Here is a 12,246-nt window from a genome sequence, read left to right as displayed (position 1 = left end):
TTCTCGCGATAGCGGTGTGTCAGTCAGCATTAATGTGTCTGAAAGAAAGCTATCGCGAGCAAGCTCACTCCTACAGGGGATTTGTATCGCCCATGAAAAAGCCCCGACAAGTCGGGGCTTTGGGTATTGCTTAAAGCTTACTCGCCGATGGCAGCCTTGTACGCTGCAGCATCCAGCAGCTTGTCCAGCTCAGCCTTGTCGCTTGGCTTGAGCTTGAAGATCCATGCGCCGTACGGGTCGGAGTTCAACAGCTCTGGCGAACCGCCCAGCTCTTCATTGACCGCGATGACTTCACCGCTGATCGGCGAATAGATGTCGGAAGCAGCTTTCACCGATTCAACCACACCGGCCTGATCTTCAGCGGCAAACACCTTGCCCACTTCAGTCAGCTCGACAAACACCACATCGCCCAGCGCTTCCTGCGCGTGATCGCTGATGCCCACGGTGACGGTGCCGTCAGCTTCCAGACGTGCCCATTCATGACTTTCGGCAAAACGCAGTTCAGCGGGGATATTGCTCATCTTCGGTGTCCTCGGAATTGGGTCAGCGGTCATGCCCGCCGGAAAAGGTTAGATCAAAGTTTTGCCATGGCGAACGAAGGTCGGTTTGACCACTCGCACGGGATACCACTTGCCACGGATTTCCACTTCGGCGCGGTCGGCAGTGGCCATCGGAACACGCGCCAGGGCAATCGATTTGCTCAGCGTAGGAGAGAAACTACCACTGGTGATCTCTCCTTCGCCAACATCGGCGATGCGAACCACTTGATGAGCGCGCAAAACACCGCGTTCTTCCAGCACCAGGCCGACCAGTTTGTGCGCGACGCCGGCGGCTTTTTCCGCTTCCAGCGCGGCGCGGCCGATGAACTGGCGGGTGGCGGGTTCCCAGGCAATGCTCCAGGCCATGTTCGAGGCCAGTGGCGAAACGTCCTGATGAATGTCCTGCCCGTAGAGGTTCATCCCGGCTTCAACCCGCAGGGTGTCGCGGGCGCCGAGGCCGATCGGGGAAATGCCGGCACCGACCAGGTCGTTGAAGAACCCCGGCGCCTGATTGGCCGGCAGGCAGATTTCCAGGCCATCTTCACCGGTATAGCCGGTACGGGCGATGAACCAGTCACCGTCGGTGTAGCCTTCGAAAGGTTTGAGGTGCTGGATCAGCGTGGCGCGAGACTGGGTCACCAGTTCGGCAATCTTGTGCCGGGCCTGCGGACCTTGAATGGCGAGCATCGCCAGCTCGGAGCGTTCGTGTAGCTGCACGTCGTAACCGCCGCGCTGCGCGTTCATCCAGGCCAGATCCTGATCGCGGGTGGAGGCGTTGAACACCAGACGATAAGCGTCGTCGAGGCGGTAGACGATCATGTCGTCGACGATGCCGCCGCGCTCGTTGAGCATGGTGCTGTACAACGCACGGCCGGGGCGGTGCAGGCGGTCGACATCATTGGCCAGCAAATGCTGCAGCCAGGCTTTGGCCTGGGGGCCGGTGACATCAATCACGGTCATGTGGGATACATCGAACACCCCGCAATCGCGGCGCACTTCGTGGTGCTCCTCGACCTGCGAGCCGTAATGCAGGGGCATGTCCCAACCGCCAAAATCGACCATCTTCGCGCCGAGGGCGAGATGCAGGTCATACAGAGGCGTACGCTGTCCCATGGGTTTCTCCTTCCGGGCGTGGCGAAGGTGCGGACAGTCGCTGCACAGCGTGAAAGCCTTGTAATAGAAGGCCTTCAGCCAATTTCAGCGAAAAGATCTGTCAGACGAACCGCACCGAATGCCGCGCATTGTAGCCGCATGATTCAGGACTCACTACTAAGTGTTTCGATGGGCGGAGCGGCGAATCAGGCCGATGACCGGTAACAATCCAACCAGAACCAGAGTCAGCGCCGGCAAAGACGCCCGCGCCCATTCGCCTTCGCTGGTCATTTCAAAGATGCGTACGGCCAGCGTATCCCAGCCAAACGGGCGCATCAGCAGGGTCGCGGGCATTTCCTTGAGCACATCGACGAACACCAGCAACGCCGCGCTCAGCGTGCCGGGCAGCAACAGCGGCAGATACACTTTGAAAAACAGTCGCGGCCCACTGACACCCAGACTACGTGCCGCTTCGGGCAAAGAGGGCCGTATACGCGCCAGACTGCTTTCCAGCGGGCCGTACGCGACCGCCACAAAACGCACCAGATACGCCATCAGCAACGCCGCCAGGCTGCCGAGCAGCAACGGTTTGCCTGCGCCACCGAGCCATCCGGAGAGCGGGATGACCAGTTCTCGATCCAGATAACTGAAGGCGAGCATGATCGACACCGCCAGCACCGAACCCGGCAGGGCGTAACCGAGATTAGCCAGACCCACCCCGGAGTTGATGGCCGGTGTCGGCGCCAGTCGCCGGGCGAAGGCCAGTAACAACGCAACGCTGACGGTGATCAGCGCCGCCATGCCACCTAAATAAAGGGTGTGCAGGATCAACCCGGCGTAGCGTTCATCGAGATCGAAACGCCCGCGCTGCCAGAACCAGACGATCAATTGCAGCAGTGGAATGACGAAGGCGCAGGCGAACACCAGGCCGCACCAGCTCATTGCCGCAAAGGCCTTGAGCCCGCGCAGGTGATACAGCGCTTTCACCCGCGGACGTTCGTTACTTGCCCGATTCGCCCCGCGCGCACGACGCTCGCCGTACAGCACCAGCATCACCACCAGCAGCAACAGGCTGGCCAGTTGCGCCGCACTCGACAGGCTGAAGAAGCCGTACCAGGTTTTGTAGATCGCCGTGGTGAAGGTGTCGAAGTTGAACACCGACACGGCACCGAAATCCGCCAGGGTTTCCATCAGCGCCAGCGCCACACCGGCGCCAATGGCCGGACGCGCCATCGGCAACGCCACCCGCCAGAACGCTTGCCACGGCGATTGACCAAGCACCCGTGCCGCTTCCATCAAACCCTTGCCCTGCGCAAGAAACGCCGTGCGCGCCAGCAGGTAAACGTAGGGATAGAACACCAGCACCAGCACGATAACCACCCCGCCAGTGGAGCGCACCCGTGGCAGGCGCAGACCGGTGCCGAACCATTCCCTGAGCAGTGTCTGCACCGGGCCGGCAAAGTCGAGCAGGCCGACGAAAACGAAGGCCAGTACATACGCGGGGATGGCGAACGGCAGCATCAGCGCCCAGTCGAGCCAGCGCCGCCCGGGGAATTCACAGAGGCTGGTGAGCCAGGCGAGGCTGACGCCGAGCAGCGTTACGCCGACGCCGACGCCAACGACCAGCGTCAGGGTATTGCCCAGTAGGCGCGGCATCTGGGTTTGCCACAGGTGCGACCAGATTTGTTGATCGATGGTCTGCCATGAGAGCAGCAGAACGCTCAGGGGCAACAGCACCAGCGCGGCGATGGCGAAGACGATGGGGTACCAGCGGCGTTGGGCGGGGTGGGCCACTTTTGGGTCTCTGGGGGGATTGGGGTGTTCTTGGATTGGGTATTTCAGGTTGGGATTTTTGCCCTCACCCTAGCCCTCTCCCGGAGGGAGAGGGGACTGACCGCGTAGTTTATGGGAATTACGCCGACCTGAAACATCGAGCCGAACTCAGGATTTGAATTCAACATAGATCGACTCCCTCGCCCGGAGGAACAGGGGACTGACCGTGGTGCTCATGCAAGCTACATCGACCTGAGATATCGAGTCGAACTCAGGTTTCGAAAACACTACAAGTCGGCTCCTTCTCCCTCCGGGAGAGGGCTGGGGTGAGGGCAGCGATCTAACGTGAACAGCGTTATCGGAACAGACTCAATTCCAACCCGCCCGATCCATCATCCGGATCGCCTCAGCCTGACGCTTGCCCGCCACTTCCACCGGCAAGGTGTCGGCAACAAACTTGCCCCACGCCGCCACTTCTTCCGAAGGTGCCACCGCCGGGTTGGCCGGGAACTCCTGGTTCACGTCAGCGAAGATCTTCTGCGCCTCTGGCGTGGTCATCCACTCGACCAAAGCCTTGGCCGCTTCCGGGTGCGGCGCATGTTTGGTCAGACCGATGCCCGACAGGTTCACGTGCACACCGCGATCAGCCTGATTCGGCCAGAACAGTTTCACCGGCAACTCCGGCTTCTGCTTGTGCAGGCGACCGTAGTAGTACGTGTTGACGATGCCGACATCGCACTGCCCGGCGTTGATCGCTTCGAGCACCGCGACGTCATCGGAGAACACATCGGTGGACAGGTTGTTGACCCAGCCCTTGAGGATCTTCTCGGTCTTCTCGGCGCCATGGACTTCGATCATGGTCGCGGTCAGCGACTGGTTGTAGACCTTCTTCGCCGTGCGCAGGCACAGGCGCCCTTCCCAGTTCTTGTCGGCCAGTGCTTCGTAGGTGGTCAGTTCGCCCGGTTTCACGCGCTCGGTGGAGTAAGCGATGGTCCGCGCGCGCAGGCTCAGACCGGTCCAGGCATGAGTCGAAGAGCGATATTGCAGGGGGATGTTGGCGTCGATGGTTTTCGAGGTGAACGGCTGGAGGATGCCCATCTGCTCGGCTTGCCAGAGGTTGCCGGCATCAACGGTGAGCAGCAGGTCGGCGGTGGCGTTTTCACCTTCTGCCTTGATGCGCTGCATCAGCGGCGCTTCCTTGTCGGTGATGAACTTGATCTTCACCCCGGTCTTGGCGGTGTAGGCATCGAACACCGGTTTGATCAGCTCATCGATGCGCGACGAGTAAACCACCACCTCATCAGCGGCCTGGGCCGTTGTGCTGCCGATCAGGGTCAGGGCCAGTGCGGTCAGAAGACGCTTGGGTGCCAACATGGGAGTGGTCTCTCGGTCGGGAATTGTGGGCCAAATGATAAGGACTCACATTTACCACCTCAATCGAACTCTTTTTGAAGGAGTTACCAGATGTTGCACAGCCTGAAATTTGTAGTGGCTGTTCTGGCCCCTTCGCGAGCAGGCTCGCTCCTACATTTGAAATGCGATCCCCTGTAGGAGTGAGCCTGCTCGCGATGAGGCCATTAGCAGCAACGAAAAGATCAGGGCTTGGCCAGCGCCGGAAGATCCCCGGTCAACCCGAGGGCCTCCCGCACAAACAACGCCTTCGCTTCGGGCATCTGCTCCACCAGCTTCAACCCGGCATTCCTCAGCCAACGCACCGGCAACGGATCGGCCTGAAACAGCCGCTCAAAGCCCTCCATCGCCGCCATCAACGCAAGGTTGTGCGGCATGCGCCGACGCTCGTAACGGCTCAGCACCTTCACATCCGCCAGACGCTCACCGCGTTCCGCCGCTTGCAACAGCACTTCCGCCAACACCGCCGCATCAAGGAAACCCAGGTTCACACCCTGCCCCGCCAACGGGTGAATGGTGTGCGCCGCATCGCCGATCAACGCCAGACCTTCAGCCACATAGCGTTTGGCGTGGCGCTGACGCAGCGGCACGCACAGTCGCGGATCGGCACTCATCACTTCGCCGAGTCGCCCTTCAAAGGCACGTTCCAGCTCACGGCAGAAATCCGCTTCATCCAACGCCATCAGGCGTTCAGCCTCGCTCGGCGTGGTCGACCAGACGATCGAGCACCAATCCTGCTGCCCATCGCGTTCCAGCGGCAGAAACGCCAGCGGCCCGTGATCGGTAAAACGCTGCCACGCGGTCATCTGGTGCGGTTTACTGCTGCGCACACTGGTGACGATGGCGTGATGCAGATAATCCCACTCACGCGTCGCTACACCGGTCAGACGTCGCACTGCCGAGTTGGCACCGTCAGCGGCAATCACCAGCGGTGCGCGCAACTGTCGACCATCGGCCAGCGTCAGCAGCCAGTCATCGCCGGAGCGACGCATCTGTTCCAGCCGCGCATTGGCCAGCATGCCCAGATCACAATCGTGCAAGCGGTCGAGCAAGGCATCCTGCACCACGCGGTTCTCGACGATATGGCCAAGCACCTCGGCGTGTACGCTGCTCGCCGAGAAATGAATCTGCCCGGTGCCGCTGCCGTCCCACACGTGCATGTTGGTGTATGGGCTGCTGCGGCGTTTGGCGATGCCTTCCCACACGCCAAGGCGTTCGAGGATTCGCTGACTGGCGGCCGACAAGGCGCTCACTCGCGGCTCAAACGCCGCTTCGGCATCGAACGGTTTGACGCTCAACGGGCTGCCGTCGAGCAGCAGGACTTCGAGCCCGCTGTCCTGCAACGCCAACGCCAAAGCGCTGCCGACCATTCCGGCTCCGACAATCAGCAGATCTGCGCGCATTTCCATGCTTTAAGCCTGTCTCGCTTGCGGCTTGAGCCGCACGTAAAGGGTTTTACCGACCCGCGCCACCAGATTGCCGGCGCCGTCATGAATGTCGACCTGCAACTGCGGCAGGTATTTCCCGCCATTGGCGGTTTGCCGGCGAATCTCGGCGAGCAAGGTCTCGTCGATAGTGAAGCGGGCGAATACCGGGCCTTTGCCCGGTGCAATGAAATCGATGTCGGCAGCCTTGTCCCAGACAATGTACTTCGAGCCAAGGTTTTCCATGAGCATCAGCATGAAGAACGGATCGACCATCGAATACAGACTGCCGCCAAACTGCGTGCCGACGTAGTTGCGGTTGTACCAACCGAGGCCCATCGACACCTGCACGTCGCGAAAGTCATCGCTGATGTGCCGAACCCGAACACCGGCGCCAAGATACGGCGGGTAGAACGTCATCACCCAGCGCATCAATCGTGCTTTACCGAATTTGCCGGTTAACCACTTAAGCATCCGGTCGAGTTCCCAAACCCATGGCCTGACGGGCAAACCAGCGCTTGGCCGGCGGCAACAGATCGAGGCCGAGCAGGCCGATATTTCGCCCCAGCGAGACCAATGGCTGCGTGCTGCCGAACAGCCGCGTGACCTGATCGGAGAAACCGACGGTGAGATCCTGATCGAGACGCTGACGCTCGCGATAAGCCTGCAATGTGGCGAAGTCGCCCAAAGGTTTGTCACTCGCCAGCAATGCAGCGGCCAAGGCATCGGCATCGCGCAGAGACAGGTTGAAACCCTGCCCGGCAATCGGGTGCAGGCTGTGCGCCGCGTTGCCGAGCACGGCCAGATGCGAGCGCACTTGCTCTTCGGCCTCGACCAGCGTCAGCGGATAAAGATGCCGCGCGCCGACCTGTTTCAGCGTGCCGAGGCGATAACCGAATACGCCCTGCAATTCGCTGAGGAAGTCGCGCTCGCTCAAGTCAGCCAAACGCTGCGCGTCCATGCCCAAACGGGTCCAGACCAGAGCGCAGCGATTTTCCGGCAGCGGCAGCAGGGCCATCGGCCCTTCGTCGGTGAAACGCTCGAAGGCCATGCCGTTGTGCGCTTCGCTCGGGGTGATGTTGGCGATCAGCGCGCTCTGGTTATACGGACGCTTACGCACATTGATGCCCAACTGTTCGCGCAGCCCGGAGCGACCGCCGTCGGCGAGTACCGCGAGGTCGCATTCAAGGGTGGTTTCATCGTTGAGGGTCAGGCGATAGCCGTCGGGCAGCGGCTCCATGCGCGTGACTTCCGCCGGGCAGCGCCAGCTGATCACGTCTTTGTCGACGTGTTGCCACAGACACTGGCCGAGCCAGGCGTTTTCCACCACATAACCGAGCGCTGGCACACCCTCTTCCATCGCAGACAAACGCGCGGTGGAGAAGCGTCCACGGTCGGAAACGTGAATCTGTTTGATCGGCTCGGCGCGGCGGGAGATTTCCTGCCACACGCCCAGACGTTGATAAATCTGTCGCGAACCGAAGGACAGCGCCGACGAACGTGCGTCATAGCTCGGCTGCCAGCTGTCGCCGGGAGCGAACGGCTCGATCAGCACGATTTTCCAGCCACGCGCCTTGGCCCCGGCCTGCAAGGCCAACGCCAGACTGGCGCCGACCAGACCGCCACCGATGATTGCCAGATTGACTCGACTCATGCCGCGTGTGTCCTTGCTTGCGCCATCAGCGCTTCGATGTCGGCGACGGTTTTCGGTACGCCGGTGGTGAGGATTTCACAGCCCGTTTTGGTCACGACCACGTCGTCCTCGATACGCACGCCAATGCCGCGCCATTTCTTCGCGACGTTCTGATTGTCCGGGGCGATGTAGATGCCCGGCTCCACGGTGAGTGCCATGCCGACCTCGAGCACACGCCATTCGCCGCCGACCTTGTACTCGCCGACGTCGTGTACATCCATGCCCAGCCAGTGACCGGCGCGGTGCATGTAAAAGGCTTTATAGGCTTCGCTGGCGATCAACTCGTCGACCTCGCCTTGCAACAATCCGAGCTTCACCAGCCCCGTGGTGATCACTCGCACTGTGGCTTCATGCGCCTGATTCCAGTGCTTGTTCGGGGCGATTTCGGCGAACGCGGCTTCCTGCGAAGCCAGCACCAATTCGTAGATTGCTTTCTGCTCGGGCGAAAACTTGCCGTTTACCGGCCAGGTACGGGTGATGTCGCTGGCGTAGCAGTCGATCTCGCAACCGGCGTCGATCAACACCAGATCACCGTCCTTGAGCAAGGCGTCATTCTGCTGGTAATGCAGGATGCAGCTGTTGCGCCCGGCGGCAACGATCGAACCGTAGGCCGGCATCTTCGCCCCGCCCTTGCGGAATTCGTAATCGAGTTCGGCTTCGAGGCTGTACTCGTAAAGCCCGGCCCGACTGGCCTGCATCGCGCGGATATGGGCTTGCGCCGAGATCCGTGCGGCTTCGCGCATCACCTTCACTTCTGCCGCCGATTTATACAGACGCATGTCGTGCAGCAGATGATCCAAGGCAACGAATTCGTTCGGCGGCTGGGCGCCGAGGTGCGCTTTGGAGCGGATCACGTTGATCCAGTCCATCAGGTGGCGATCGAATTCGGGGTTGCTGCCCATCGCCGAATACACCCGGTCGCGGCCTTCGATCAGGCCCGGGAGGATGTCGTCGATGTCGGTGATCGGGAAAGCGTCGTCGGCACCGAAGTCGCGGATTGCGCCTTCCTGCCCCGCGCGCAGACCGTCCCACAACTCGCGTTCGGCATTGCGCTCACGGCAGAACAGCACGTACTCGCCGTGCTCGCGGCCGGGCATCAAGACGATGACGGCTTGCGGCTCGGGAAAACCGCTGAGGTACTGGAAGTCGCTGTCCTGACGATAGACGTGCTCGACGTCGCGGTTGCGAATAGCGACCGCGGCGGCCGGCAGGATCGCGATGCTGTTGGGTTCCATCTGCGCCATCAGGGCCTTGCGGCGACGGCTGTATTCCGCTTTCGGGATATGGGTCATGGGCAGATGGCTTTCCCTGGCACGCGATTAATGCAGCGACGGCTTGGCGGCTGGCGGCACGTCGGTTTTCTTGGTTTCCGAGAACAGCAGCAACGGCGCGACGCGCAGGTACTCCATGACTTCCATGTAGTCGGTCTCGCCATCTTCGGATTCTTCCAGGGCGTCTTGCACCTGGGAAATGGCCGCCAAGTCCTGCAGCACTTCGGTGGCTTCCGTGCTGAGCATGCTGCTGTCGCGGCAGTTCAGGCCGAAACCGCTGAGGAAGCCCTGGCACCACTCGCCCAGTGCAGCTGCGCGGTCGGCCAGCGGTGCGTCATCGGTCGGCAGCAGCAGGACAACGGTGACGTCGTCGCCGGTCAGCTCGCCTTTGACCATCTCTTGCAGGCCGATCAGGGCGTTGCGGACGTTGTCCTGGATGTCGCCTTCGAGCAGTTCGGCGGCGTCGATCAGCCAGCCTTCGTTATCGAAGCCGGCACCGGCGCAACTGCGTCCGAGCAGCACGCCATGCAGTTCGGCAGGCGAGACGTTGTGGCCGCTGGAAGTCAGCAGGGTGGCAAAGGCTTGGTACGGGGAATTCGCAATGGTCATGGGCAGCTAGGCGCCAGACGGCGCTATGTCTAGAATGAAGGCCTTGTATCCTACATCGACAGACTCGCCAAGACTATTAAAGGCTGTCCGCCAGCTAACCCATCAGACAGTGAAACCAATGGAAGACAACGACCTGCAAGCGCTGATGGCCAGACTCGAACTGCTGATTGGCCGAGTCGAGCAACTAAAGAGTCAAAATGCACTCTTACTAGCTCAGGAAAAGACCTGGCGCGAGGAACGCGCTCACCTCATTGAAAAAAACGAAATCGCCCGGCGTAAGGTCGAATCGATGATTTCGCGCCTCAAGGCCCTGGAGCAAGACTCATGAGTTCAAGCAATAGCGTCACCGTGCAGATCCTCGATAAAGAGTATTCGATCATCTGTCCGCAGGAAGAACGCAGCAATCTGGTCAGCGCCGCGCGTTATCTGGATGGCAAGATGCGCGAAATCCGCAGCAGCGGCAAAGTCATCGGCGCCGATCGCATTGCCGTGATGGCCGCGCTGAACATCACCCATGACCTCTTGCACAAAGAAGAGCGCCCGGATATTCAGGCCAGCGGTTCGACCCGTGAACAGGTGCGCGACTTGCTCGATCGTGTCGATCTGGTGCTTGCCGACGATCAGAACACCACCAAGGGCTGATTCGACTGGCCGCTTGCGGTATACTCGCGGCACTCCCTGGGGTGCTTGCCAGTTGACGATGTCCCTGAGCCGATTCGCACTACCCTGGAAGTTGCACGTTGGGCTGGTGTGCATGTCCGCCAGACGGAAAGCCTTAAAGTCTACTGCATCTTCCACCTTGAACTTTCGGGTTCAAGGGCTAAGTTGACAGCGGTTCATCCGGGGAGCCTGATTCGAATCCGATGTCGGTGAATGCCGACATCGGATTTTTTATGCGTACGTTTTCGTCCAACCTGCCGAAGCCGAACCATGACCGAACCCGCGCTGCTACCCCGCCCGCAACTTCGTCGCCTGCTGCGCAAGGCGCGCCGCGCGCTCACGCCGGGCGAGCAACGCCAGGCAGCCAAAGGCCTGTTCCGGCAATTGGCCCAAGACCCGCACTTTCGTCGGGCGAAACACATTTCCCTGTACCTGCCCACCGACGGTGAAATCGATCCGCGCCTGCTGCTGCGTGAAGCCCAGCGCCGAGGCAAAGCCACGTACCTGCCAGTGCTCAGTGCCTGGCCGCGAACCAAAATGGTCTTCCAGCGCATTCGCCCCGGCGAGAAGCTCAAAGCCAATCGCTTTCGCATTCTTGAGCCGCGGGCCAATCTGGCTCGGCAACGCAAGGTCTGGGCGCTGGATCTGGTGTTGTTACCGCTGGTGGGTTTTGATGACGTCGGCGGACGCTTGGGAATGGGCGGCGGTTTTTACGATCGCAGCCTCGCGTACCTGGCCCGGCGCCAGAACTGGCGCAAGCCGACGCTATTGGGTCTGGCTCATGAATGTCAGAAGGTCGAACGCTTGGCGCAAGCAAGCTGGGATGTACCGTTGCAAGGCACGGTCACCGATAAGGCGTGGTATTTCGCGGGATAGGACGCCGCACAGAACAGCGGCGTCGAGAAAGCAGTTTCAGCGCTTGAAGGCGGTCGACTGTTGAACCTGTTGCGCGACTTCAATCGGCGCATCGGCCTTGTTCGACCACAGGCTCTGCGCGTAACCGGTGGTCACGACACCCAAGCCAAACAAAATTACCAAAGTCCATAGTAAATCCGGTTTGCGTTTCATCGATTGCCCCCCTCAAGGCACATCATCACGATGACAGCAGCGGTTTCCGTTTGTAGGCCGTGCAGCAGCGTCAAGCTTTAAAGGCCGGCATTTTGCGACAACGTGAACCTGCGCGCAAACGCTGACGTCAACCGACTGTCGGTTTGTCATAAAATTGCCCGACAACCTGCCCAATGACCGTTTCAGGAGCACAAAACCATGGCCTATTGGCTGATGAAGTCCGAGCCCGACGAGCTTTCAATCAAAGGTCTGGAAAAACTCGGCAATGCGCGCTGGGATGGGGTTCGCAACTATCAGGCGCGCAATTTTCTGCGCGCGATGGCAGTGGGCGATGAGTTCTTTTTCTACCATTCCAGCTGCCCGGAGCCGGGGATTGCCGGGATTGGCAAAATAATCGAAGCGGCGTACCCGGATCCCACCGCGCTGGAACCGGAGAGTCATTACTTCGATCCCAAGGCCACGCCGGAGAAAAATGCCTGGAGTGCGATCGATGTGGGGCATGTGGAGACGTTTGCCCGAGTATTGAAGCTCGATTACCTGAAGCAGCAAACGGCGTTGGCGGAAATGCCGTTGGTGCAGAAGGGGTCGCGGCTGTCGGTGATGCCGGTGACGGCGGAGCAGTGGGCGGCGGTGCTGGGATTGCGGTAACGGCCACAAAAAAGATCGCAGCCTTCGTCAGCTCCTACAGGGGAACGCATTCCAATGTG

The 12,246-nt window shown here is 60.6% G+C and carries 14 protein-coding genes and 1 other RNA gene; 5 read left to right on the top strand and 10 right to left on the bottom strand.

The annotated features are described in order from the left end of the window. Positions 1 to 137 precede the first annotated feature (137 nt). From gcvH to ACW9IR_RS26080, 9 genes are all read right to left on the bottom strand, one after another. Positions 138 to 521 carry a glycine cleavage system protein GcvH gene (gcvH, locus tag ACW9IR_RS26120; RefSeq protein ID WP_064389477.1) on the bottom strand — a complete coding sequence of 128 codons (384 nt, stop codon included), beginning with the start codon at positions 519 to 521 and terminating at the stop codon, positions 138 to 140. Between the two features lie 48 nt (positions 522 to 569). After that, entirely contained in the window at positions 570 to 1,652 is a 1,083-nt protein-coding gene (gene gcvT / locus ACW9IR_RS26115; RefSeq protein WP_457465505.1) for a glycine cleavage system aminomethyltransferase GcvT, read from the bottom strand. A gap of 156 nt (positions 1,653 to 1,808) precedes the next feature. Continuing rightward, the gene (locus ACW9IR_RS26110) at positions 1,809 to 3,425 is read right to left on the bottom strand and encodes an ABC transporter permease (protein WP_102901399.1); all 1,617 of its coding nucleotides are present in this window, start codon (positions 3,423 to 3,425) and stop codon (positions 1,809 to 1,811) included. Positions 3,426 to 3,773: 348 nt separating this feature from the next. Then, complete coding sequence (locus ACW9IR_RS26105) at positions 3,774 to 4,778, bottom strand: extracellular solute-binding protein (RefSeq protein WP_024014737.1); 1,005 nt, start codon at positions 4,776 to 4,778, stop codon at positions 3,774 to 3,776. Positions 4,779 to 4,999: 221 nt separating this feature from the next. Continuing rightward, entirely contained in the window at positions 5,000 to 6,217 is a 1,218-nt protein-coding gene (locus ACW9IR_RS26100) for a 2-octaprenyl-3-methyl-6-methoxy-1,4-benzoquinol hydroxylase (RefSeq protein ID WP_457465507.1), read from the bottom strand. A 9-nt stretch (positions 6,218 to 6,226) separates the two neighbouring features. Further along, positions 6,227 to 6,712 (bottom strand): DUF4442 domain-containing protein, encoded by a 486-nt coding sequence (locus ACW9IR_RS26095; RefSeq protein WP_102901401.1) that lies wholly within the window; start codon positions 6,710 to 6,712, stop codon positions 6,227 to 6,229. Continuing rightward, a complete protein-coding gene (gene ubiH / locus ACW9IR_RS26090; RefSeq protein WP_008081438.1) occupies positions 6,705 to 7,892 on the bottom strand; it encodes a 2-octaprenyl-6-methoxyphenyl hydroxylase in 1,188 nt (395 codons plus the stop codon). Before ubiH ends, ACW9IR_RS26095 begins: the two co-directional genes overlap by 8 nt. Continuing rightward, positions 7,889 to 9,223 (bottom strand): Xaa-Pro aminopeptidase, encoded by a 1,335-nt coding sequence (gene pepP / locus ACW9IR_RS26085; RefSeq protein WP_102901403.1) that lies wholly within the window; start codon positions 9,221 to 9,223, stop codon positions 7,889 to 7,891. Before pepP ends, ubiH begins: the two co-directional genes overlap by 4 nt. A 27-nt stretch (positions 9,224 to 9,250) precedes the next feature. Continuing rightward, the gene (locus tag ACW9IR_RS26080) at positions 9,251 to 9,811 is read right to left on the bottom strand and encodes a YecA/YgfB family protein (protein ID WP_016985920.1); all 561 of its coding nucleotides are present in this window, start codon (positions 9,809 to 9,811) and stop codon (positions 9,251 to 9,253) included. Between the two features lie 118 nt (positions 9,812 to 9,929). Between ACW9IR_RS26080 and ACW9IR_RS26075 the strand changes: the two genes are divergently transcribed. The 4 genes from ACW9IR_RS26075 (at position 9,930) to ACW9IR_RS26060 (ending at position 11,347) form a co-directional block, all read left to right on the top strand. Then, a complete protein-coding gene (locus tag ACW9IR_RS26075; RefSeq protein WP_016985919.1) occupies positions 9,930 to 10,139 on the top strand; it encodes a TIGR02449 family protein in 210 nt (69 codons plus the stop codon). Then, a complete protein-coding gene (locus tag ACW9IR_RS26070; protein WP_034151990.1) occupies positions 10,136 to 10,453 on the top strand; it encodes a cell division protein ZapA in 318 nt (105 codons plus the stop codon). The genes ACW9IR_RS26075 and ACW9IR_RS26070 overlap by 4 nt, the downstream gene beginning before the upstream one ends. A 30-nt stretch (positions 10,454 to 10,483) precedes the next feature. Then, positions 10,484 to 10,662: non-coding RNA, 6S RNA (gene ssrS, locus ACW9IR_RS26065), on the top strand. Between the two features lie 79 nt (positions 10,663 to 10,741). Beyond that, positions 10,742 to 11,347: a 5-formyltetrahydrofolate cyclo-ligase gene (locus tag ACW9IR_RS26060; RefSeq protein WP_016985918.1), complete on the top strand. Its 606-nt coding sequence runs from the start codon at positions 10,742 to 10,744 to the stop codon at positions 11,345 to 11,347. A 36-nt stretch (positions 11,348 to 11,383) separates the two neighbouring features. Here ACW9IR_RS26060 and ACW9IR_RS26055 read toward each other — a convergent pair whose 3' ends face one another. Beyond that, the gene (locus tag ACW9IR_RS26055) at positions 11,384 to 11,539 is read right to left on the bottom strand and encodes a hypothetical protein (protein WP_016985917.1); all 156 of its coding nucleotides are present in this window, start codon (positions 11,537 to 11,539) and stop codon (positions 11,384 to 11,386) included. Positions 11,540 to 11,737: 198 nt separating this feature from the next. On the opposite strand from ACW9IR_RS26055, the gene ACW9IR_RS26050 reads away from it, so the two are divergent. Beyond that, the gene (locus ACW9IR_RS26050) at positions 11,738 to 12,187 is read left to right on the top strand and encodes an EVE domain-containing protein (protein WP_457465499.1); all 450 of its coding nucleotides are present in this window, start codon (positions 11,738 to 11,740) and stop codon (positions 12,185 to 12,187) included. Positions 12,188 to 12,246 lie beyond the last annotated feature (59 nt).

This window comes from Pseudomonas sp. SDT291_1_S447, assembly GCF_054070155.1.
This window is presented reverse-complemented; position numbering and strand designations above follow the sequence as displayed.